This window comes from Enterococcus innesii (assembly GCF_022846515.1).
Classification (GTDB): Bacteria; Bacillota; Bacilli; order Lactobacillales; family Enterococcaceae; genus Enterococcus_D; species Enterococcus_D innesii.
In genome coordinates, this window is sequence record NZ_AP025635.1 from 2,221,785 (window position 1) to 2,245,632 (window position 23,848).

Genomic DNA, 23,848 nt, shown 5'->3' on the forward strand with positions numbered 1-23,848 from the left:
GTTTACTAAAATTGAAAAAGACAGGTCAAAAAGCAACCACCGCTACCACAAAGGATTCTGACTATGGGCAGCTACATGACATCACCTTTGATTATGTTCCACTAGCCGATGTGACGTTTACTATTAAAGCTCGTGAAGACATTAAAGTAGGTGATTATGTTCATGCAAAAAAAGGAAGTATTGTTGCGACTGTTAAAACAGATGCAAATGGCGAACTAATTAGTATGCCTAGGCTATATCTAGGGAAATATGAAGCCATTGAAACAGTAACACCTGCTGGATACTTGATGAATACAACACCTTTACCTTTTGAATTTACCTATGAAGGGCAAAATGTGAAGCTTGTTTCTCAATCACTTGAAGCAAAGAATGACTTTCAACAGCTAAAGATCACTATTCATAAAAATGAAGAACAAATTCAGGAATGGAAGGAAAATGTGTCAGTACTTGAGGAAGTGAAAGGCAATTACGAAGTATTTGGCTTATTTACGAACCAAGAATATGCAATGATTGACAAAAAAGTACAATGAAAGTGCAATGAAAAGTAAAAAAAGAGCTGGAAACCTTATTAATAAAGGGTTCCTAGCTCTACGAGGACTATTCCCACTCCACAGTAGCAGGTGGTTTACTTGTAATATCATACACGATCCGATTGACGTGTGCGACTTCGTTGACGATGCGGACGCTGATTTTTTGTAGGACTTCCCATGGGATGCGGGCAAAGTCAGCGGTCATGCCATCGATTGAAGTGACTGCACGGATGCCGACGGTATAATCGTAGGTCCGGCCATCACCCATGACACCGACGGAGCGGATGCCTGGTAAGACGGTAAAGTATTGCCAAATGTCGCGGTCTAAGCCGGCATTTGCGATTTCTTCCCGCAAGATTGCGTCCGAGTCGCGGACGATCGTTAGTTTTTCTTCTGTCAATTCGCCAAGGACACGAATGCCTAGACCTGGTCCAGGGAATGGTTGGCGCCATACGATGCTGTCTGGCATGCCAAGTTGAGTCCCTAATTCACGGACTTCGTCTTTGAACAAGGTGTTCAATGGTTCGATCAATTTGAATTGCATGTCTTCAGGTAAACCACCCACATTGTGGTGTGATTTGATGGTTTGAGCAGTTTCGGTTCCTGATTCGATGACGTCGGTATAAAGGGTTCCTTGGGCAAGGAAAGAAACGCCTTCTTCGCCAGCTAGTTTCGTTGCTTCATCATCGAAGACGTACACGAATTCATTCCCGATGATCTTGCGTTTTTCTTCAGGATCAGAAACCCCAGCAAGTTTTGATAGGAAACGTTCTTTGGCATCAACTTTGATGATATTCAAGCCGAATTTGCCACCTAAGCTTTCCATTACTTGCTCGGCTTCGCCTTTACGCAAGAGGCCGTGGTCAACAAAAATACAAGTCAGTTGATCGCCAATCGCTTTTTGTAAAAGAACACCAACGACAGAAGAATCGACCCCGCCGGAAAGACCAAGCAAGACTTTTTTGTCGCCCACTTGTTCGCGGATTTTTGCGATTTCCATATCGATGAAGTTGTCCATTGTCCAATCACCTGTACATTGACAAACGTCAATAGCAAAGTGACGCAATAAGTCGTTGCCGTATTCTGAATGGCGAACTTCTGCGTGGAATTGGATACCGTACATTTTGCGCTCGGCATCTTGGATAGAAGCAATCGGGCAATCTTTGCTCGTCGCCACAACGTCAAAGCCTGCAGGTGCTTGAGTGACCAAATCCCCGTGGCTCATCCACACGGTTTGGGTTGCGGGCGTATTTTGGAAAAGGGCCGCTGCATCAGAAGTGACTTCCAATTCTGCTTTGCCGTATTCACGGTTTTTGGCAGGTTCAACTGTTCCGCCTAATTTATAAGTAATCAACTGCATGCCGTAACAGATCCCTAAAACTGGGATGCCTAAATCAAAAATTTTCTCGTCGATGCCGAAAGAGTTCTCGTCGTAGACGCTGTTTGGTCCGCCAGATAAGATGATCCCTTTTGGATTCATCGCTTTTACTTCTTCAGCGGTAATGCGGTGGCTCAATAATTCTGAGAAAACACCGAACTCACGAATACGGCGTGTAATCAGCTGGTTATACTGACTACCGTAATCAAGTACGATAATTTTTTCGACGTTTGGCAAAGTGTCAACGTTTGTCACAATAAATTACCTCAATTCTTTTAGTTTTTATTGAAAAAAGGCTGGGCCTTTTCAACAGCATAATTATAAAAATGAAGCGGTCAATACTTGCGCAAGAACACTTCATCGATCAAATGGTGCTTTGTTTTATGAAGAATTATATCGGCTCTGCTGCGTGTAGGCAAGATATACTCGTGTAAATTCTTTAAATTCACATTTTTCCATACTTCTTTTGCCATTTTAATCGCTTCCTTGCGATCCCCAATCGCATATTGGTAATAATAATTGCTGGGATCTTGAAAGGCAGTGTCTAGTAATGATTCAAATCGTTCCAAATACCATTTTTCGATCAGTGCTGGTTGGGCATCCACGAAAATTGAAAAATCAAAAAAGTCACTGATATAGATTTGTTGGTTGGCAGGCAGCTGCAGGGTATTGATGCCTTCCACGATCAAGATATCTGGTTGACTGATCGTTTCATACGTATCAGGAATAATATTGTAGACTTCATGGGAGTAGACGGGGATCTGAATGTCTGGTTCTCCTGATTTGACCGCATTCAAAAAGTTGATCAAGGCTTCCATGTCATAACTTTCTGGAAATCCTTTGCGATTCAAGCTGCCACGTTCTTCCAAGACTTCGTTCGGGTACAAAAAGCCGTCAGTGGTGATTAGTTGGACTGTTCTACGGGGAAACAAACGGGCCAACAAATTTTGGACGAGTCGTGCGGTGGTGCTTTTGCCGACGGCGACACTTCCAGCGATGCCAATGATAAAAGGCGGCATTTTGACGTAGCGGTGTAAAAAGAGTCCCTTGCTGAGGGTCAATGATTCAAACTCTTTCATATAAAGATGGATCAGATGGCATAAAGGCACGTAAACATCTTCCACATCTTGGACCGAGATCCGGTCGTTCAAACTTTTGATATTATCCAATTCTTCTTGAGTGAAAGGCATCATGCCGTTCGTATAAAACCCTTGCCATTGCTCACGAGGAATTTGATAAAAATTCATGGTTTCTTGCATAGTAGGCTCCTTTTTTGCGGCATCATCGGTTTCTCTTAGAAGCGATAGGCCACTGTTCGAAAGTATTTTACCATAGAAACCTGCGGAACTTGGAAAAAAGACATGATTTCCTTTGCAGAAACAACAAAAAACTGTTTTTTCGTTGTTTTTTTTGCTGGGCGTTTACTTCTGGCTGTTTTTCGGTATGATTAGAAAGAAGCAGCAGGCAAATCTTGCACGGCTTTTTTACTGGTGTTTTCACTACGGTCACTCGTTCTAGTAGAAGAAACAAGGAAAAACCAGTAGAAGCCAGTAGAAAAAACAGGCGAAGAGGGAATAGAAGAAAGGAGCATAAACATGAGTAATCATTACTATACAGAAAATCCTGATACGGCCCATGATTTTGAACAGTGGTCGTTTGAATTAAGAGGAAAGAAGTTTCATTTTGTGACAGATAGCGGGGTGTTTTCCCGAGACACGGTGGACTACGGCTCGCGGGTGCTGATCGATGCGTTTGAGTGGGCGGAGCTACCAGAAGGAAGTCTGCTAGACGTTGGGTGTGGCTATGGTCCTGTTGGCTTATCGTTGGCTTATGCAAGTCAGCGGCCTGTCGAGATGATCGATATCAATCAGCGGGCAGTGGATTTGGCAAAAGGCAATGCCCAGCGTAACGGCATTGAACAGGTAGATATCCATCAATCCAATATCTATGCCCAATTAAATCAACCTGCTTATGCGGCGATCCTCAGCAATCCACCGATTCGGGCAGGAAAAGAAGTCGTCCATGAGATTTTGACAGGGGCGTTTCCGCTGCTAAAAGCAGGGGGAACCTTAACGATCGTGATCCAAAAGAAACAAGGGGCGCCCAGTGCTCAAAAGAAAATGCAAGAGACCTTTGGCAATGCCGAAATCATCAAAAAAGACAAAGGCTATTACATCATTCAAAGCGTAAAAGAAGCGTAGCTGCTCTTTGATTCTCAGCAGATCAAAGGCATCGCCAAGGCAAGCGCTGGTTAGCGGCAACTGGGCAGTTGGTTTCTCAAAAAGCCTGTTGTCAGCAGCCTTTGGAGCAATCGCAGCTCCGCTAAAAGAGCTGTCTGTATCATCGGGCCATTTTTGATCAACGAAAAAGAAAGTCGCACACTTGTTGAAAGTGTGCTATTTTTTTTGAGAAAAATTTGCTACACTTTAGGCAAGAGAGGAGAGAAGCAGATGAAATTGACGATTAAACAGATTGCTGAAATGGCTGGCGTCTCTGTCACGACCGTGTCGCAGATCCTAAACAATAAAGGCAGCCGTTTTAGTGAAGAAACCCGAAAGCGGGTCTTAGATATCGTAAATAAATATCACTATAAGCCGGATTTTTTTGCTTCGAATCTTATCAACCGCCATTCAAAAACGATCGGAATGATCGTGCCTGATGTGACGGATTTCTTTTTCTCTAAAGTTATTGAAGGGGCGGAAAGTTATTTCAATCCACTAGGTTACATGCTAGTGTTATGCAATTCGCGTCACAGCCAAGAAAAAGAGGTTCAATATTTGAATGAACTGTCTCATCGTTCGGTAGATGGCATCTTATTAGCGACGCCGCATTTGCTGCCAGAGGATTATTCCTTGAAGAGCGGGTTCTTTGATGACCGACCAATTATTTTAGTCGATCGTGGGATCAATCAGCGGGACAATGGTCGTTTGATCGTGAAAGAATACGAAGGCGCCTACCAAGCCGTCAGCTATTTGATCAAAAATGGTCACCGCAACATTGCGATGCTCAAAGAAATCACCGGCTACTATCAATTAGAGGAACGGTTCAATGGCTATCGCCATGCCTTAAAGGATCATCAGATCCCTTTTAAAGGCCGATATGTAGAAAATGCTGAATTAACGGTTACCGGCGGGTACGAAGCAACGAAGGAATTATTGAAGTATAAAGAGATCACAGCGTTCTTCTGTGGCAACGATGCTATGGCGATCGGCTGTTATCAAGCGATTTATGAGGCGGGCAAAAAAGTACCCGAAGACTATTCGGTAATCGGTTTTGATGCCTTGAAATTATCGGAATACATCACTCCACCGCTTACCACGGTCATGCAGCCGACCTTTGAGATCGGTTTTACCGCAGCAAAGTTTTTAGTGGACGCCATTGAGTTTCCGACACGGCGAATTCCAAATAAGATTTTTGATACAAAATTAATTATTCGTGAGAGCGTGAAGACATTGACAAGCGAGAAATAATGCGGTATATTTCTTCTTGTAAGTGTTTTCATAGTTTTGCGATATTTAGTAAACTGTTTTACTAAAGTGGTTTACCCTACGAAAAATTATTGTATAATGTTAAAGGAAGCGAGGGTCATTTCGATGCGAATGGTGGATTTAATTGAAAAGAAACGTGACGGCAAGTCATTGACGAAGGAAGAAATTGACTACATTGTAACTGCGTATACTGAAGGAAGTATTCCAGATTATCAAATGAGTGCCTTGTTGATGGCTATTTTTTATGTAGATATGACAGATGAAGAGATCACGAACTTAACGCTAGCAATGGCAAATTCTGGTGAAGTGATCGACCTATCCTCAATTGAAGGAATCAAAGTCGATAAGCATTCGACTGGCGGTGTTGGTGATACGACCACATTGATCTTAGCGCCATTAGTGGCTAGTGTTGGCGTACCGGTTGCGAAAATGTCTGGCCGCGGCTTAGGCTATACCGGTGGGACGTTAGACAAGCTTGAAGCGATCCCTGGATTTAAAATCGAGCTTTCTGAAGCTGACTTTATCCGATTAGTCAACGAAAGCAAAGTGGCCGTGATCGGTCAATCAGGAGATTTAGCTCCTGCGGACAAAAAACTGTATGCCTTACGAGATGTGACGGCAACGGTTAGTTCGATCCCATTGATCGCCAGTTCGATCATGAGTAAAAAAATCGCGGCAGGTGCCGATGCGATCGTGTTAGATGTAACCACAGGCGATGGCGCCTTTATGAAAAACTTGGAGGATGCCAAACGCTTAGCCCAAACGATGGTCCGCATCGGAAAATTGGCAAATCGCCAAACGATGGCAGTCATTTCTGATATGTCACAACCTTTAGGGGAAGCGATCGGCAACAGTTTGGAAGTGGTGGAAGCTATTGAGACACTGCAAGGAAAAGGACCGAAAGACTTGGAAGAAATGTGCTATGCACTGGGCAGCCAAATGGTCGTTTTAGCGAAAAAAGCTGATTCATTGGAAGAAGCACGCCAACTGTTGGAAGAAGCCTTGCATTCAGGAAAAGCGTTAGAAAAATTCAGACAGATGATCACAGACCAAGGCGGAGATGCTACAGTGATCGATGACCCGAGCAAGATTTTGACAGCGAAATATGAAGTGGAAGTCCCAGCGAAAACTAGCGGCGTGGTGACGAAATTAGTTGCCAATGAGCTAGGGATCGCGGCGATGATGTTAGGGGCAGGTCGTAAGACCAAAGACGAAGACATCGACCATGCAGTGGGCATCAAATTGCATAAGAAAGTTGGCGAATCCGTAAGCAAAGGGGAATCGCTATTGACGATCTATAGCAATACCGAAGCAATCGAGGATGTCAAAGCATTGATCGACCAAAATATTGAAATTGGGGAAGATGGCGCAGAACCGCCATTGATCCATGACATTATTACAGAATAAGGAGCGAATAAAAATGGAATTGAATCGCATGATCGACCACACGATTTTGAAAGCAGACGCAACGGAGGAAGATGTTTTACGAATCATCGAAGAGGCAAAAACCTATCACTTCTATTCTGTCTGCATCAATCCAACGTGGGTTTCATTAGCGGCAGAAAAATTACAAGGCGAACCAACGGCTGTTTGTACCGTGATCGGCTTTCCTTTAGGGGCAAACACATCTGAAGTCAAAGCTTATGAAACAACAGATGCGATCAAAAACGGCGCAGATGAAGTCGATATGGTAATCAACGTAGGTGCCTTAAAATCAAAACAATACAAAAAAGTTCAAGCAGACATCGAAGCAGTCGTTGAAGCGGCCAAAGACAAAGCGCTTGTCAAAGTGATCATTGAAACAGCGTTATTAGACAACGAAGAAATCGTCAAAGCCTGTGAATTAGCCAAAGCAGCCGGTGCAGATTTCGTGAAAACCTCAACTGGCTTTTCAACTGGTGGGGCAGTCATTGAAGATGTTCGCTTGATGCGTGAAACAGTAGGACCAGAAATGGGTGTCAAAGCTTCCGGTGGTATCCACAACGAAGCAGAAGCGGCAGCTATGGTCGAAGCGGGCGCAAACCGCTTAGGAACAAGCGCCAGTGTTGCTATCGTGACTGGCTCAACAGGTGCTGGCTACTAAGCTTAGCATTAAGTAAAGTAGCAAAAATTAAAAACAAGAGCGGGGAAGACAATGACAATAGCGAAAAAAGAGTGGATCGACACCGCCGTTTCCGCCTTAGATAAAGCGTATGTGCCGTACTCTAAGTTTCCGGTCGGTGCTTGTCTCGTTGCCAAAAATGGGACGATATATCAAGGGATCAACATTGAAAATGCCTCATATGGCTTAACAAATTGCGCAGAACGCACGGCTTTTTTTAAAGCTGTTTCTGAAGGCGAAAAAGAGTTTCAACATTTGGTTGTGGCGGGTCATACGCCAGAACCGATCTCTCCTTGCGGTGCTTGCCGCCAGGTCATGGTGGAATTTTGTGCGCCAGATATGCCGGTGACCTTAGTCGGTGATGATGGTGTCATCAAAGAAACCACGGTAGAAGGCCTATTGCCTTATTACTTTACGAACAAAGATTTATAAACCATGTTCATTCAGTCGATGCGGCTGTTGAAAAAAAACTATATTTTTAGGGGGCTTTACAGCAATGAAAAAAGCAAAATTATTTAGTTTAGGTATTGTTGCAGTAGCTGGGTTGACTTTACTTGGTGCTTGTGGCGGAGGAAATTCAGGTTCAACTGATTCAACTGGCGGCGGTTCTGCAGACGGTACGACTGATGCAGCGCATAGTGTCGCAATCGTTACCGATATCGGTGGAGTGGATGACCGTTCATTCAACCAATCAGCGTGGGAAGGCTTAGAAGCATGGGGGGAAGAACACGGGATCGCTCGCGGTGCTGGTGGATATGACTACGTGCAATCAAACGAAGCATCAGAATACACAACAAACGTAAATGGTGCCGTGCAAAATGGTTTCAAAACAGTATTTGGTGTTGGTTACCTATTGAAAGACGCAATCTCAGCGGCAGCTGACCAAAACCCTGATACACAATTCGGGATCATCGATGATGTGATCGAAGGCAAAGACAACGTCGTTTCAGCAACATTTAAAGACAATGAAGCAGCTTACTTAGCTGGTTTTGCAGCAGCGTATACAACCAAAACAAACAAAGTCGGCTTCATCGGTGGTGAAGAAGGCGTCGTTATCGACCGTTTCGAAGCTGGTTTCATGAAGGGCGTTCAAGACGCAGCTGAAAAATTAGGCAAAGAAATCACAGTTGATCCTCAATATGCAGCATCATTTGGTGATCCTGCAAAAGGGAAAGCATTGGCAGCTTCAATGTACCAAAGCGGCATTGACGTAATCTTCCACGCATCTGGCGGTACTGGTGCAGGTGTCTTCCAAGAAGCAAAAGCAATCAACGAACAATTGAACGAAGCAGACCTAGAAGACAAAAAAGTTTGGGTCATCGGTGTAGATAGCGATCAACAAGACGAAGGGAATTTCACAACTGCTGACGGCAAAGAAGATAACTTCACATTGGCTTCAACATTGAAAGGTGTTGGCGCAGCGGTTCAAGATATCTCAACTCGTGCGTTAGAAGACAACTTCCCTGGCGGCGAACACATTGTTTACGGCTTGAAAGATGGTGGTGTAGACATTACTGAAGGATTCCTTTCAGATGATGCCAAAGCAGCGATCGAAACAGCGAAACAAGACGTAATCGACGGCAAAGTAGAAGTACCAGAAACACCTGAAAAATAAAGTTATGCTTTTCGGTTATCTTGCCCTAGCTTAGGGCAAGATGATCGTTGTTGGATTACTATGTTGATGAAAGCTACGGGTTTTCATGAGGATAGTAATCATCCTAAGCAATAGCAATTATTTTTTTTGACATGACGAATGGTTTGTATAAGCGAATTAGAAAGTAAGGATGTGAGTAATTTGGCTGAGGAAAAATATGTTGTAGAAATGCGTCATATCACCAAAGAGTTTGGAACGTTCAAAGCCAATGACGATGTCAACTTGCAAGTAAGGCCAGGAGAAATCCACGCATTGCTTGGTGAAAATGGAGCGGGCAAGTCGACCTTGATGAATATGCTGTCAGGATTATTGGAACCAACATCTGGTGAGATCTGGATGAATGGTGAAAAAGTGAATATCACGAGTCCGACCGCAGCAAACAAATTGGGGATCGGTATGGTGCATCAGCATTTCATGCTGGTAGATGCCTTTACTGTAACAGAAAATATCATTTTGGGGAGCGAACCACATCATCTCGGTGTGTTAGATCGCAAGAAAGCCCGCAAAGAAATCAAAAAAGTTTCTGAACAATATGGTTTATCGGTTGATCCGGATGCTTATGTGCGTGACATCTCTGTTGGGATGGAACAACGGGTAGAGATCTTGAAGACTCTTTACCGCGGCGCAGATGTACTGATTTTTGATGAACCAACGGCAGTTTTGACACCGCAAGAAATCGAAGAGCTGATCGAGATCATGCGCGGATTGGTGCGTGAAGGGAAATCGATCATCTTGATCACCCACAAACTGGATGAGATCAAAGCGGTGGCAGACCGCTGTACAGTTATCCGTCGGGGGCAAGGGATCGGCACTGTCAATGTCAAAGACGTCAGCTCACAACAGTTGGCCGATATGATGGTTGGTCGTTCTGTGTCCTTCAAGACACCGAAGAAAGAGGCGTCACCAAAAGAAGTCGTGCTTTCTGTTGAAAACTTAGTCGTAAAAGAAAACCGCGGCTTAGAAGCAGTCAAAAACTTAAGCTTAGAAGTACGTGCAGGTGAAGTATTGGGGATTGCTGGTATCGATGGCAATGGGCAATCAGAGCTGTTACAAGCCATCACTGGTTTACGGAAAGTCGAAAGTGGCAAGGTCTTGCTGAATGGCGATGACATCACCAACTTCAAGCCTCGGAAAGTCACCGAAGCCGGCGTTGGCCATGTGCCAGAAGACCGTCACAAATACGGACTTGTCTTGGATATGATGTTATCAGAAAACATCGCCTTGCAAACCTACTACAAAAAACCTTTGAGTAATGCAGGTGTCTTGGATTATGGAGAGATCAACGAGTTTGCTCGTGACTTGATTCAAGAATTTGACGTACGAACAGTCAACGAGATCGTACCAGCACGGGCATTGTCCGGCGGGAATCAACAAAAAGCGATCATCGCACGAGAAATCAGCCGCGATCCTGATCTATTGATCGTTGCCAATCCGACCCGTGGGTTGGATGTCGGAGCGATCGAATTTATCCACAAACGCTTGATTGAACAGCGGGATAAATTCAAAGCGGTGTTGTTAGTCAGCTTTGAATTAGATGAAATTTTGAATGTATCAGACCGCATTGCTGTTATTCATGCTGGTGAGATCGTTGGGGTCGTTGATCCGAAAGAAACATCAGAGAAAGAGCTTGGCTTGTTGATGGCAGGGTACTCCTTGGAGGAAGCAAGACGAGAGCTGCAAATGGAGGAAGTAGGTGGTTCGGTTGAATAACCGCAAAGAAAAGATCCGCAATATATTAGTGCCGATCATCGCTGTCTTGTTGGGATTCGTCCTTGGCGGGATCATCATGGCGGCCTTCGGCTACAGCCCAATCACAGGGTATACACAAATGTTTCGGACCGTTTTTATCAACGGACAAACGGGTGGGTTAAATGCCCGCAACATTGGTGAGATTTTTGTTACATCAGGACCCTTGATCTTTACTGCTTTGGGATTTGCCGTTGCAAACTCAGCCGGATTCTTCAATATCGGTCTTTCTGGTCAAGCGCTAGCAGGTTGGGTGGCCAGTATCTGGGTCGCACTGGCGATGCCGGATGCACCTCGGTTGGTGGTCTTGCCATTAGCCGTGATCGTAGGGGCTTTATGCGGGGCGATCGCAGCTGCGATTCCTGGTTTCCTACGGGCATTCTTTGGAACAAGTGAAGTCATCGTGACGATCATGATGAACTATATCTTGCTTTATACGGGGAACCATTTAGTCAATAATGTGATGAGTGAATCCATGATCACGACAAAAGGGGTCACGAAAATGGTGGGGGAAAATGCCTCCATGCAGACGCCGTTTCTAGCAAGCATCACGAGTAACTCTCGCTTGAACTTAGGGATCTTCTTAGCCTTGATCTTCTTAGTTTTGGTTTGGTTCTTGATGAAAAAAACCACTCTTGGTTATGAGATCCGCGCGGTGGGCTTGAACCCAAGCGCTTCTGAATATGCGGGGATGAGCAGCAAACGGACGATCATTATCTCCATGATCATCTCTGGAACACTTGCCGGATTAGGTGGAGTTGTTCAAGGGCTAGGAACGTTTGAAAACTTCTTCGTTCAAGGGTCATCATTAAGCATCGGGTTTGACGGTATGGCTGTATCCTTGTTAGGAAGCGGCTCATCGATCGGAATCTTGCTTTCAGCCCTCTTGTTCAGTATTTTGAAATTAGGTGGACAAGGCATGCAGTTTGCAGGTATTCCATCTGAATTAGTCGATGTCAATATCGCAATTATTATTTTCTTCGTAGCGATCAGTTTTGTGATTCGTTTCTTGTTGGCAAAAATCTTTGACGGCAAAAAAGAAGCGCTGGTCGTACAGGAGATTGAAGCCCAACCAAACGATCAAGATCAGGAAGGAGGAACCATCTAATGGATATTAGTTTAATTTCTTCGATCGTCACTCAAACATTGATTTATGCGTCTCCTCTGATTTTGACGGCGCTAGGTGGCGTGTTCTCAGAGCGAAGCGGGATCGTTAACGTGGGTCTTGAAGGAATCATGGTTATGGGTGCTTTTAGCTCGATTGTTTTCAATATTGAATTTGCGTCACAATTCGGTGCGTGGACACCGTGGTTAGGGATGCTCGTCGGCGGACTTGTCGGTGTGGTTTTCTCCTTGCTGCATGCGGTGGCAACCATCAATTTCCGTGCAGACCACATCATCAGTGGTACGGTGATGAACTTGATGGCACCAGCTTTGGCCGTGTTCTTAGTCAAAGCGATCTACAACAAAGGGCAAACGGATAACATCCAACGGACATTGGGGTATTTCAATTTCCCGATCCTTAAAGATATTCCTATCATTGGCCCGATTTTCTTTAATCAAACATTCTTACCGGCGTACTTCGCTATTTTGATCTCAGTGATCGCGTGGTTCGTGATTTTCAAAACACGCTTTGGGTTGCGTCTTCGTTCTGTCGGTGAGCATCCACAAGCAGCGGATACCTTAGGGATCAATGTTTACGTGATGCGCTACTCAGGCGTCTTGATCTCTGGATTCCTTGGCGGGATGGGCGGTGCCTTGTTTGCTCAATCGATCGCGGGTCGCTTTGCCGTGACAACGATCGCCGGTCAAGGGTTTATCTCGATGGCTGCGATGATCTTTGGTAAATGGAATCCACTTGGTGCGATGGGCGCAGCGATTTTCTTCGGTTTCGCGCAAAACATCAGTATCGTAGGTGGCCAATTGCCAATCATCTCTTCCATTCCAGCGGTTTACTTACAAGCTGCGCCTTATGCCTTGACGATCATCGTGCTCGTTCTTTTCCTTGGAAAAGCTGCTGGTCCGAAAGCTAATGGGAAGAACTACATTAAATCTAAATAATTTTTTCAGTATGAAAGGGTGGGGCTATGGGACATGAATGTGTTGCTGTGTCCTGCCCTTTTTCTATCCTCTGGGTGAAAGGGAAGCGTCAGGAAATTTCCAAAGCAACCCAGCGCAATTTTTGCTTAAGTTTAGTATGATAGAGGTAGTAGATCCGCTTGTAAAAGCATAAAATAAAGAAAGTAGGGAATAGAATGTTTAAACGTGTACACTTGATCGTGATGGATTCAGTCGGAATTGGTGAAGCACCTGATGCGGCAGCTTTTGGTGATGTCGGTTCAGATACATTAGGCCATATTGCAAAAGAAGCAGGCTTAACGATCCCTCACTTGGAACAATTAGGCCTAGGTACGATTCGTCCTTTAGAAGGCGTAAAGGCGGTAGCTGACCATGATGGGTATGCAACCAAATTGGAAGAAGTTTCTGTTGGGAAAGATACGATGACGGGTCACTGGGAGATCATGGGCTTGAATATCCAAAAGCCTTTCCGCGTATTTCCAGATGGGTTTCCCGATGAATTATTGCAACAGATCGAAGCGTTCTCTGGACGCAAAATCGTCTGCAATGCGCCGTATTCTGGGACAGCAGTCATTGATGACTTTGGCGAACATCAAATGAAGACCGGCGATCTGATCGTTTACACTTCGGCTGACCCAGTGTTGCAGATTGCCGCTCATGAGGAAATCATTCCATTAGAAGAATTGTATCGTATTTGTCAGTACGTTCGGGATATCACGAAAGATGAGCCGTATATGATCGGCCGCATTATCGCGCGTCCGTATGTCGGTGAGCCTGGAAACTTTACTCGTACGAGTAATCGTCATGACTATGCACTCGATCCATTTGGCCATACAGTGTTAGATTCATTGAAAGAAGCTGGAAAAGATGTGATCGCCGTTGGGAAGATCAATGATATCTTTAACGGACAAGGAATCACCGATTCTGTACGGACGAAGAGCAATATGGACGGTGTGGATCAATTAATGAAAGTGATGAAACAAGACTTTACGGGTCTAAGCTTTACGAACTTGGTTGACTTCGATGCGCTTTATGGTCACCGTCGCGATGTCGTAGGGTATGCCCACGCCATTGAAGATTTTGATCTGCGTATTCCAGAACTCTTAGAAGCAATGGGAGATGAGGATCTGTTATTGATCACAGCTGACCACGGCAATGACCCAACCTTTACGGGAACGGATCACACGAGAGAATATGTGCCATTATTAGCCTACAGCAAGAAATTCCAAGGCCAAGGAAAATTGCCACAAGGCTACTATGCGGATATTTCCGCAACGATCGCTGAAAACTTTGGTGTTTCAGCTACAGAAAACGGAACTAGCTTTTTAAAACATTTAAACTAGAGGTGATGAAATGACAACGTTACATGAGAAATTACAAGAAACAACGGCATTTATCAAAGGAAGCGGCGTCGGTGAAGTGGAATTTGGCTTGATTTTAGGTTCTGGCTTAGGGGAATTAGCCGATGAGATCGAAAACCCAATCGTGTTGCCTTACAACGATATCCCGCATTTTCCTGTTTCGACAGTGGTCGGTCATGCCGGACAATTGGTCTATGGAACATTAGCTGGGAAAAAAGTCTTAGCGATGCAAGGGCGATTCCATTATTATGAAGGCCATTCGATGCAGACGGTCACTTACCCCGTCCGTGTGATGGCGGCATTGAAAGCTCATTCTTTAGTCGTGACCAATGCCTGTGGCGGTGTGAACGAAAGCTTCCAGCCTGGAGACTTGATGTTGATCACCGATCAAATCAACTTTATGGGGGACAACCCACTGATTGGTGAAAACGAAGAAGAAATGGGTCCACGTTTCCCAGATATGAGCCAAGCCTACCATTTGCCTTATCGGGAAGCGGCACAAAAAGTTGGCGCATCAAAAGGATTGCACTTAAAAGAAGGCGTCTATATGGGCTTCTCAGGTCCTACGTATGAAACGCCAGCAGAGATCCGCTTTGCTCGGACGATCGGTGCCGATGCTGTCGGTATGTCGACTGTCCCAGAAGTGATCGTTGCTGTTCACAGCGGCTTGAAAGTCTTAGGTGTTTCTTGTATCACAAACTTGGCTGCTGGTATGCAAGCGAGCTTGAATCACGAAGAAGTCGTGGAAACGACGGAACGGGTCAAGGCAGAATTTAAAGCGTTGATCAAAGAAACGTTAGCAGTACTATAAAAAGCAGACCAAAGGAGAAAAACGAATGAGCGTTCATATCGAAGCAAAAGCAGGCGAGATCGCAGACAAAATCTTGTTACCAGGTGATCCACTGCGGGCAAAATATATTGCTGAAACATTTTTAGAAGACCCGATCTGTTACAACAATGTTCGGGGGATGCTGGGCTATACAGGCGTTTATAAGGGCGAGCGGGTCTCTGTCCAAGGAACCGGCATGGGCATGCCTTCAGCGAGCATCTATGCCCATGAATTGATCAACTCTTACGGCGTGAAGAAATTGATTCGGGTCGGTACGTGTGGTGCCATCTCAAAAGATGTCCACGTGCGTGATCTTGTGATTGCCCAAGCGGCAGCAACAAGTTCATCGATGGTGGCAAAAAACTTCCAAAGTTTCCATTTCCCACCAATCGCTGACTTTGCACTGTTGCGTAAAGCCTATGATACAGCGATCGAATCAGGATTTACGACCCACGTCGGCAACATCTTATCTGAAGATACCTTCTACAAAGATGACATGACGGAAACGTTGCAGTTGGCAGACCTTGGAGTGATGGGTGTTGAGATGGAAGCCGCAGCCTTATACTATTTAGGGGCGAAATTCCACGTTCAAACCTTAGCGATCTGTACCGTCAGCGACCACATCATCACTGGAGAAGAAACAACGCCAGAAGAAAGACAAACGACATTTAACGACATGATCAAAGTTGGCTTAGAAACAGCGATCGCGTAAAAAAGATACCACAGGATCGGTGCATGAACGATGCGAAGGCTGCTTGCTTTGGATAGAGCAAGCAGCCAAATCGTATTGGTTTGCATGCAACCGAGAATGTGTTATCTTTTTTTGTTGGCAAAAAGCCACGAAGAAGCGTTGCACTTTTGCCAGAAAATGGTTTAATGAAAAGAAAAGGTGTGAAAAGGAGACGAGACAATGAATAATTTTACGTTTCATGTAACGACGGACATTCGTTTTGGGAAAGACCGTCTGAACGAGCTGCCAGAAGTACTGAATACATTTGGAAAAAACGTCTTGCTAGTCTATGGTGGCGGCAGTATCAAGAAAAACGGTTTGTACGATGCAGTCATGGCGCAATTGACTGCCAACGGCAATCAAGTCACTGAATTGACTGGTGTCGATCCAAATCCACGAATCGAAACCGTTCATCAAGGAGCCGCTCTTTGTCGTTCAGAAAAGATCGACGTCATTTTAGCTGTTGGCGGCGGTTCTGTCATTGATTGCAGTAAAGTGATCGCTGGGGCAGCTTGCAGTGAGCAAGAGCCTTGGGACTTAGTGCTTTCCCGCAGCTATCAAGGACCAGCGATTCCATTAGTAACGATCTTGACACTTGCGGCTACCGGCAGTGAAATGAATCGCGGCGCGGTGATCTCTAATCTAGAAACGAAACAAAAACTTGGTGTTCACGGACCCGAATTTTTACCGAAAGTATCCTTTTTAGATCCAACAACGACCTTTAGTGTCAGTCGCTATCAAACGGCTGCCGGTTCAGCGGATATCATGAGTCATCTGATTGAAAATTATTTCAGTAAAACAGAAGGAACAGATGTCCAAGACGGTGTAGCAGAAGGATTGCTAAAAGCAGTCATTAAAAATCTGCCGATCGCATTAAAGGACCCCACGGACTATGATGCACGGGCGAATTTGATGTGGGCGAGCACCTTAGCCTTGAATGGTTTGACTGGAAGCGGCAAAGGTGGAGCATGGTCTTGTCATGCGATGGAGCATGAGTTGAGTGCGTTTTATGACATTACTCATGGCATCGGCTTAGCGATCCTGACCCCACGCTGGATGCTTCATGTATTGAATGAAGAAACGGCGCCGAAATTTGCGCGTTTTGCCAGAGAAGTCTTTGGTGTCCAAGAAGCAGTGCCAGAATTAGCTGCCCGAATGGGGATTCAAAAACTCTATGACTTTTTTGCTTCTTGCGATATTCCGATGACTTTGCCAGAAGTAGGGATCGCCGATGACACCCATTTTGCTGAAATGGCGGCTCAAGCAGTTCAATTCAGCTCGATTGCAACAAATGCCTATGTACCGCTGCAAGAAGAAGACGTGATTGCAATCTACCAAGATTCATTGACTCCTTCAACCTATCTCTAATCATAAAAAAAGACCGTTCCTGCGACTTGGTTGTCGCGGAGCGGTCTGTTTATTTACCCTTCAGAAGAAAAAGCCAAACGGGTCATTAGCTGATCTGCAATCAAGGCGTGTCCAGCAGGAGTGGGGTGCACACCGTCATCGCCTGTCAGAGCCTGTGGGGAGCTAGCAACGGCTGCTTCGGCAAACAAGCCATCCAGCGGCAGCAGCTGACAATGAAAGGCGGCAGCTAAGCGACGAACGATTTGGATTTTCGGATCAAGATCGATGCGCCAGGTTTGGCGATCTTCAGGATATGGCAAAACAAAAGGTTCCAGTAAGAAAATCCGTGTGATCCCCTGTTGGGTCACTTGTTCCAGAATTTGACGGTAGGTTGCCTCAAAGGATGTTGCGGCCTCTTCTGAACCAAAATCGGGACCACCGGCATTGTGCCACGTGTCGTTGATCCCAATCATAAAGACCAAAACGTCAGGCGCTAATTGGAGGCAATCTTCTTGGAGACGGGCTAAGACATCGGCAGCTTTGTTGCCACCAATCCCGCGGTTATAAAAGGTAAATCCTGCAGTGGGGAATGTTTCTGCCAGCTGATCGGCAACGAGACGGGCAAACCCATGTCCTAAATCGTGGAGATCTTGGCGATCACGATCGCAATCTGTGATGCTGTCACCTAAAAATAAAACGGTATCATTTTTGACTAGTTTCATAATAAGCTCCTTTCGAGTACGCCCTCAATTATAAGAGAGGGGGGGAGCAAATGCCAATAAAAAAACTGCCCTTTTTTAAAAAAGGGCAGCGATAAGCGAGGCTTATAAGTAGTATTTTTTTGCAACAGTCAAATCATCGTTCAATTCATAAACAAGTGGTTGACCAGTTGGGATCTCAAGATCCATGATATCTTCGTCAGAAATACCTTCGATATGTTTTGCTAATGCGCGTAGAGAGTTTCCGTGAGCCGCAACTAAGACAGTTTTGTCGTCTTTTAATGCTGGGGCAATTTCATCTTGCCAGAAAGGCAATGCACGTTCTAAAGTAACTTTTAAGTTTTCGCCACCAGGTACGTCGCGAGGGTCAAGCATTGCATAACGACGGTCGTTTGCAGCAGAACCTTCATCTGAAGCTTCCATCAATGGAGGTAAAACATCGTAAGAACGACGCCAGATGTGTACTTGTTCGTCACCGTATTTTTCAGCAGTTTCTTTTTTATTTAAACCTTGTAATTTACCGTAATGACGTTCGTTTAAGCGCCATGATTTGATCGTTGGTACCCAAAGTTGATCAGAATATTCTAAAATGTAATTACAAGTTTTGATGGCACGAGTTAAAACAGATGTGTAAGCAACGTCAAATTCGATGCCTGCTTCTTTGATTTTACGTCCGCCTTCGATTGCTTCTTCGACACCTTCTGGCGCTAGATCAACATCAGCCCAACCGGTAAACTGGTTTAATTTGTTCCATTCGCTTAGTCCATGACGAGAAAATACTAATTTTGGCATGTAAAACTCTCCTTTAGATATTCGATATTTTTCTGAAATTTTCAATTCCGTATTTATTGTACACTCTTTCTCAAAGAATTTCCATGGTTTTGGAGGAAAAGCTGGGGAAAACGCCATTCTTAAGGAAAAACAAATGAGGATCTTTAAAAAACGGACCGCTTTTGTTTTATGCTGTTCTAGGAGAGTCGACAACTATGAACGTAACTTGCGCCATTCTTCTTCGGATAATTTTATGTATTTGTAGCAGGTACCTACAGAAACACCGCATTTCTCAGAAATATATTGAATCGTTTCTTTTTTCTCGTAGTACAAATGACGGATTTTTTTGATCGTCTTCGGATCGATCTTCGGACGACCGCCAATTTTGCCTTTTTTGCGGGCTTTGTTTAAGCCGACTAGCGTGCGCTCTTTGATCAATGAGCGTTCCATGATCGCAAGTCCTTCCATCAAATTGAAGTATACTTCACCCATCGGTTCACGCGTGTCGATGTTTTCTGCTAACGAAACCAAATGTAGTTCTCGCTGCTTTAATAGATCAGTAAGCTCGGTCAGCTGTCTGGTCGTTTTTCCTAAACGATGCAGTTCCGTAACAACTAAAGTGTCGCCGGGCTGCATCTGGGCCACCACTGACTCCAATGAATGATTTTCTTCACTTTCTTCCAAGCTATAGGTTTCGTGGAAATAGTCATTACAACCGAATTCCTTAAGTTTGTTTATTTGTTCACTTGTGGAGTTATCGGTAATCGTTGAGCGAGCATAACCTATGATTTTCATAAAACCCTCCTACCTTTCCCTTTTTATTGAATGTATCATAATTACTTCTTAAATGATAGGGTAATTTGCACAAAAAAGTATAAAAACAAGTATGGTTGAAGATAAATAACAAAAAAAGAAGAAGCGATAAGGCTTCTTCTTTTTTGTTATTCTTAGCGGACCTGCTTTGTACTTGGTCCTGTAGGTAGACCAATGATGATGGTGTGAACCATATCCAAAAACAAACCGTGTTCCACCACGCCGACCGTAGCATCTAATTCTTGTGCCAATTCGTTAGGTGCTGTGATGGTTTCTAGATGGAGATCGATGATGTAATTGCCACAATCTGTTTTCAATGGTTCGCCTTCTTCATTTAAACGTAGTTTTGGACGATAGTTTTTCTTATCGAAAAGACGTAGCAGTTGCTGACTACCATAAGGAATCACTTCCACTGGAAGGGGAAAGGCACCAAGTGTCTCGACCATTTTGGATTCATCGACGATCCACAAGACTTTCTTGGAGTTAGACGCCACGATTTTTTCAAACAAAAGAGCCGCACCGCCCCCTTTGATCCCATGGTAATCCTTGCTGATCTCATCTGCACCGTCGATCGTAAGATCCACAGCATCCACTTCATCAATGGTGCGAATCGGGATGCCTAGCCCTTCTGCTTGTCTTTTCGATGCCCAAGAAGTGGGGACACCAGTGATCGATAGACCCTCTTCTTTTACGCGTCGTCCCAGTTCTTCGATCATATAGTAGGCTGTTGAGCCAGTGCCCAAACCAACCACCATGCCGTCTTTTACATAACCAGCCGCTTCAATGCCGACCATTTCTTTTAGGTTCATTTTCTTCCCGCCTTTTTTAATAGATGCTTTGTTTCTATTATATAGGAAGAAGTGTAAAAATTGCGGATTTTTTCGTAACAGATTTCTTTTGAAAAAAGCTCGGGAGGATACTTGACAGGTAAGAATAAGCATGATATTCTATCAAAGGTGCTTTATCTACAGGTCTCTCGTTGGAGACGTGCTGACTGTCTATCAAAGCATAGTTGATATGAATGCAGAGAATGCATTATTTTTTATCGCAAAAAAAGAACCACCTGGATGTGTGGGACTATAAAGCGAATCAAGGAAGGAGGACAACTAGGGATGCCTACAATTAATCAATTAGTACGTAAACCTCGTAAATCCAAGGTTGAAAAATCAAATTCACCAGCATTGAACAAAGGATATAACAGTTTCAAGAAAGCTCAAACGAATGTTAACTCACCTCAAAAGCGTGGGGTAGCTACTCGTGTGGGAACTATGACACCGAAAAAACCGAACTCAGCTCTACGTAAATATGCGCGTGTTCGTTTGTCAAACTTGATTGAAGTGACAGCTTATATTCCAGGTATCGGACACAACTTACAAGAACACAGCGTGGTCTTGTTACGTGGTGGACGTGTAAAAGACTTACCAGGGGTACGTTACCATATCGTTCGTGGTGCATTGGATACTGCCGGTGTTAACGATCGTAAACAATCTCGTTCTAAATATGGTACAAAACGTCCTAAAGCTTAATCTTTAAGACAAACAGATCAAATGAATCTTATTTAAATCAGAACTGATATCTCGGAAGGAGGAGTTACGGATGCCTCGTAAAGGTCCTGTTGCAAAACGTGATGTTTTACCAGATCCTATTTATAACTCAAAATTAGTAACTCGTTTGATCAACCGTGTAATGGTTGATGGTAAACGCGGTGTTGCTGCAAATATTATCTACAATGCTTTTGGCATTATCAAAGAATCTACAGGAAATGATCCATTGGAAGTTTTCGAACAAGCAATGAAAAACATTATGCCTGTATTGGAAGTTAAAGCTCGCCGTGTCGGTGGTTCTAACTACCAAGTACCAGTAGAAGTACGTCCTGAACGTCGTACAACTCTAGGTCTTCGTTGGGTGGTAAACTACGCTCGTTTGCGTGGCGAACACACAATGGAAGAACGTCTTGCAAAAGAAATCATGGATGCAGCAAACAACACTGGTGCTTCTGTGAAAAAACGCGAAGACACACACAAAATGGCGGAAGCCAACCGCGCATTTGCTCACTATCGTTGGTAAGATCCTCACTGCTTTTTATTGGAAGGTACTGAGACAACCTTAGCTTAAGTTAAGTAAGAATGAGAGGGGAACAACCTAGAATGGCAAGAGAATTTTCGCTAGAAAAAACTCGTAATATCGGGATCATGGCCCACGTTGACGCTGGTAAAACAACGACAACTGAACGTATCCTTTATTACACAGGTAAAATCCATAAAATTGGTGAAACACATGAAGGTGCTTCTCAAATGGACTGGATGGAACAAGAACAAGAACGTGGGATCACAATCACTTCTGCTGCGACAACTGCGCAATGGAAAGAAAACCGCGTAAATATCATCGACACACCAGGACACGTGGACTTCACAATCGAAGTGCAACGTTCATTGCGTGTACTTGATGGTGCTGTAACTGTGTTGGACTCACAATCAGGTGTAGAACCTCAAACAGAAACAGTTTGGCGTCAAGCGACAGACTACCGCGTACCACGTGTTGTATTCTGTAACAAAATGGACAAAATTGGTGCAGACTTCTTATACTCTGTATCAACTTTACATGATCGTTTACAAGCAAATGCTCACCCAATCCAATTACCAATTGGTGCGGAAGATGACTTTACTGGTATTATCGACTTAGTAAAAATGAAAGCTGAAATCTACACAAATGACTTAGGAACTGAAATCCAAGAGACTGAAATTCCTGAAGAATACGTAGAATTAGCTGAAGAATGGCGCGAAAAATTAATCGAAGCTGTTGCGGATACTGATGAAGAACTAATGATGAAATTCTTGGAAGGTGAAGAAATCACTGAAGAAGAATTGAAAGCTGGTATTCGTCAAGCAACATTGACTGTTGACTTTTTCCCTGTTCTTTGCGGATCTGCCTTTAAAAACAAAGGGGTTCAATTGATGTTGGATGCAGTCATCGACTACTTGCCTTCACCACTTGATGTTCCTGCGATTAAAGGGATCAATCCTAAAACAGACGAAGAAACTGATCGTCCGGCTGACGATGAAGCACCATTTGCTTCATTAGCATTTAAAGTAATGACTGACCCATTCGTAGGTCGTTTGACATTCTTCCGTGTGTATTCAGGTATCTTGAACTCTGGATCATACGTATTGAATGCTTCAAAAGGCAAACGCGAACGTATCGGTCGTATTCTACAAATGCACGCCAACACTCGTGCTGAAATCCAAACAGTATACTCAGGCGATATCGCCGCTGCTGTTGGTTTGAAAGACACAACAACTGGGGATACACTATGTGATGAAAAATCACCAGTAATCCTTGAATCAATCGAATTCCCAGAACCAGTTATCGAAGTCGCTGTTGAGCCTAAATCAAAAGCTGACCAAGATAAAATGGGGGTTGCTTTACAAAAACTTGCTGAAGAAGATCCATCATTCCGTGTGGAAACAAACGCTGAAACAGGCGAAACTGTTATCGCTGGTATGGGAGAACTTCACTTGGACGTCTTAGTTGACCGTATGCGTCGCGAATTTAAAGTTGAAGCAAACGTAGGTGCGCCTCAAGTTTCTTATCGTGAAACATTCCGTGCAGCAACACAAGCGGAAGGTAAATTTGTACGTCAGTCTGGTGGTAAAGGTCAATACGGTCACGTATGGGTCGAATTTACACCAAACGAAGAAGGTAAAGGCTTCGAATTCGAAAACGCGATTGTCGGTGGTGTGGTTCCTCGTGAATACATCCCAGCAGTTGAAAAAGGACTTGAAGACTCAATGGCGAACGGTGTCTTAGCTGGTTACCCATTAGTAGACATCAAAGCAAAACTTTATGATGGTTCATACCATGATGTCGATTCAAGTGAAACTGCCTTCCGTGTTGCAGCTTCTATGGCTTTACGTGCTGCAGCGAAGAAAGCAAACCCAGTAATTCTTGAACCAATGATGAAAGTAGTTATCACTGTACCAGAAGATTACTTAGGTGATGTTATGGGTCACGTAACTGCTCGTCGTGGACGCGTAGAAGGAATGGAAGCACACGGTAACTCACAAATCGTGAACGCAATCGTGCCATTAGCTGAAATGTTCGGTTACGCAACAACACTTCGTTCATCAACACAAGGTCGCGGTACGTTCATGATGACATTTGATCACTATGAAGATGTACCTAAATCTGTTCAAGAAGAAATCATCAAGAAAAACGGCGGCAAAGCTGAATAATTGATGGAAGTATAGGAAATTAAGTAAAAAGCTATATTTTTTTCTGAGTTTCGTGTACAATATTATCGAT

The 23,848-nt window shown here is 44.2% G+C and carries 23 protein-coding genes; 17 read left to right on the top strand and 6 right to left on the bottom strand.

The features are described from left to right. Window positions 1-11 precede the first annotated feature (11 nt). Window positions 12-530, top strand: a complete 519-nt coding sequence (locus tag ENLAB_RS10400) for a prealbumin-like fold domain-containing protein (protein WP_244351058.1) — start codon at window positions 12-14, stop codon at window positions 528-530. 67 nt (window positions 531-597) lie between these two features. On the opposite strand, the gene guaA is transcribed toward ENLAB_RS10400, so the two are convergent. Beyond that, window positions 598-2,163, bottom strand: coding sequence for a glutamine-hydrolyzing GMP synthase (guaA, locus tag ENLAB_RS10405; protein WP_074934454.1), 1,566 nt, complete (start codon window positions 2,161-2,163; stop codon window positions 598-600). A gap of 80 nt (window positions 2,164-2,243) precedes the next feature. Further along, window positions 2,244-3,167: a type I pantothenate kinase gene (gene coaA, locus ENLAB_RS10410; protein WP_005226828.1), complete on the bottom strand. Its 924-nt coding sequence runs from the start codon at window positions 3,165-3,167 to the stop codon at window positions 2,244-2,246. A gap of 336 nt (window positions 3,168-3,503) precedes the next feature. Here coaA and ENLAB_RS10415 point away from each other — a divergent pair, with 336 nt between their 5' ends. The 13 genes from ENLAB_RS10415 (at window position 3,504) to ENLAB_RS10475 (ending at window position 17,264) form a co-directional block, all read left to right on the top strand. Then, a complete protein-coding gene (locus ENLAB_RS10415) occupies window positions 3,504-4,109 on the top strand; it encodes a class I SAM-dependent methyltransferase (protein ID WP_244351060.1) in 606 nt (201 codons plus the stop codon). A gap of 249 nt (window positions 4,110-4,358) precedes the next feature. After that, window positions 4,359-5,378 (top strand): LacI family DNA-binding transcriptional regulator, encoded by a 1,020-nt coding sequence (locus tag ENLAB_RS10420; protein ID WP_005226832.1) that lies wholly within the window; start codon window positions 4,359-4,361, stop codon window positions 5,376-5,378. 123 nt (window positions 5,379-5,501) lie between these two features. Continuing rightward, window positions 5,502-6,803: a pyrimidine-nucleoside phosphorylase gene (locus ENLAB_RS10425; protein WP_005226834.1), complete on the top strand. Its 1,302-nt coding sequence runs from the start codon at window positions 5,502-5,504 to the stop codon at window positions 6,801-6,803. A 13-nt stretch (window positions 6,804-6,816) separates the two neighbouring features. Continuing rightward, complete coding sequence (gene deoC / locus ENLAB_RS10430; protein WP_008376411.1) at window positions 6,817-7,479, top strand: deoxyribose-phosphate aldolase; 663 nt, start codon at window positions 6,817-6,819, stop codon at window positions 7,477-7,479. Between the two features lie 51 nt (window positions 7,480-7,530). Then, complete coding sequence (locus ENLAB_RS10435; RefSeq protein WP_005226837.1) at window positions 7,531-7,929, top strand: cytidine deaminase; 399 nt, start codon at window positions 7,531-7,533, stop codon at window positions 7,927-7,929. 64 nt (window positions 7,930-7,993) lie between these two features. Next, window positions 7,994-9,112 (top strand): BMP family lipoprotein, encoded by a 1,119-nt coding sequence (locus tag ENLAB_RS10440; protein WP_077453918.1) that lies wholly within the window; start codon window positions 7,994-7,996, stop codon window positions 9,110-9,112. Between the two features lie 138 nt (window positions 9,113-9,250). Then, a complete protein-coding gene (locus ENLAB_RS10445) occupies window positions 9,251-10,861 on the top strand; it encodes an ABC transporter ATP-binding protein (RefSeq protein WP_005232559.1) in 1,611 nt (536 codons plus the stop codon). Beyond that, window positions 10,854-12,005: an ABC transporter permease gene (locus ENLAB_RS10450; RefSeq protein ID WP_305879421.1), complete on the top strand. Its 1,152-nt coding sequence runs from the start codon at window positions 10,854-10,856 to the stop codon at window positions 12,003-12,005. The genes ENLAB_RS10445 and ENLAB_RS10450 overlap by 8 nt, the downstream gene beginning before the upstream one ends. Further along, entirely contained in the window at window positions 12,005-12,958 is a 954-nt protein-coding gene (locus ENLAB_RS10455; RefSeq protein ID WP_005232556.1) for an ABC transporter permease, read from the top strand. The genes ENLAB_RS10450 and ENLAB_RS10455 overlap by 1 nt, the downstream gene beginning before the upstream one ends. A gap of 194 nt (window positions 12,959-13,152) precedes the next feature. Further along, window positions 13,153-14,319, top strand: coding sequence for a phosphopentomutase (gene deoB, locus ENLAB_RS10460; RefSeq protein WP_244351064.1), 1,167 nt, complete (start codon window positions 13,153-13,155; stop codon window positions 14,317-14,319). Between the two features lie 10 nt (window positions 14,320-14,329). Then, complete coding sequence (locus ENLAB_RS10465) at window positions 14,330-15,148, top strand: purine-nucleoside phosphorylase (RefSeq protein WP_008376402.1); 819 nt, start codon at window positions 14,330-14,332, stop codon at window positions 15,146-15,148. Window positions 15,149-15,173: 25 nt separating this feature from the next. Further along, window positions 15,174-15,878 (top strand): purine-nucleoside phosphorylase, encoded by a 705-nt coding sequence (gene deoD / locus ENLAB_RS10470; protein WP_005226852.1) that lies wholly within the window; start codon window positions 15,174-15,176, stop codon window positions 15,876-15,878. A gap of 198 nt (window positions 15,879-16,076) precedes the next feature. Beyond that, window positions 16,077-17,264, top strand: coding sequence for an iron-containing alcohol dehydrogenase (locus tag ENLAB_RS10475; RefSeq protein ID WP_077453914.1), 1,188 nt, complete (start codon window positions 16,077-16,079; stop codon window positions 17,262-17,264). Window positions 17,265-17,317: 53 nt separating this feature from the next. On the opposite strand, the gene ENLAB_RS10480 is transcribed toward ENLAB_RS10475, so the two are convergent. The 4 genes from ENLAB_RS10480 to rpiA all read right to left on the bottom strand — a co-directional run bounded on the left by ENLAB_RS10480 (window position 17,318) and on the right by rpiA (window position 20,355). Beyond that, window positions 17,318-17,965 (bottom strand): SGNH/GDSL hydrolase family protein, encoded by a 648-nt coding sequence (locus tag ENLAB_RS10480; RefSeq protein WP_244351066.1) that lies wholly within the window; start codon window positions 17,963-17,965, stop codon window positions 17,318-17,320. 102 nt (window positions 17,966-18,067) lie between these two features. Beyond that, window positions 18,068-18,754, bottom strand: coding sequence for a 2,3-diphosphoglycerate-dependent phosphoglycerate mutase (gene gpmA, locus ENLAB_RS10485; RefSeq protein WP_005226871.1), 687 nt, complete (start codon window positions 18,752-18,754; stop codon window positions 18,068-18,070). A gap of 192 nt (window positions 18,755-18,946) precedes the next feature. Continuing rightward, a complete protein-coding gene (locus ENLAB_RS10490; protein ID WP_077453912.1) occupies window positions 18,947-19,528 on the bottom strand; it encodes a recombinase family protein in 582 nt (193 codons plus the stop codon). A 152-nt stretch (window positions 19,529-19,680) separates the two neighbouring features. Continuing rightward, the gene (rpiA, locus tag ENLAB_RS10495) at window positions 19,681-20,355 is read right to left on the bottom strand and encodes a ribose-5-phosphate isomerase RpiA (protein ID WP_142962350.1); all 675 of its coding nucleotides are present in this window, start codon (window positions 20,353-20,355) and stop codon (window positions 19,681-19,683) included. 303 nt (window positions 20,356-20,658) lie between these two features. Between rpiA and rpsL the strand changes: the two genes are divergently transcribed. The 3 genes from rpsL (at window position 20,659) to fusA (ending at window position 23,778) form a co-directional block, all read left to right on the top strand. Beyond that, window positions 20,659-21,072, top strand: a complete 414-nt coding sequence (gene rpsL, locus ENLAB_RS10500) for a 30S ribosomal protein S12 (protein ID WP_003127956.1) — start codon at window positions 20,659-20,661, stop codon at window positions 21,070-21,072. Window positions 21,073-21,142: 70 nt separating this feature from the next. Next, a complete protein-coding gene (rpsG, locus tag ENLAB_RS10505; protein WP_003127957.1) occupies window positions 21,143-21,613 on the top strand; it encodes a 30S ribosomal protein S7 in 471 nt (156 codons plus the stop codon). Between the two features lie 80 nt (window positions 21,614-21,693). Then, window positions 21,694-23,778 (top strand): elongation factor G, encoded by a 2,085-nt coding sequence (gene fusA / locus ENLAB_RS10510; RefSeq protein ID WP_005226900.1) that lies wholly within the window; start codon window positions 21,694-21,696, stop codon window positions 23,776-23,778. Window positions 23,779-23,848: the final 70 nt, after the last annotated feature.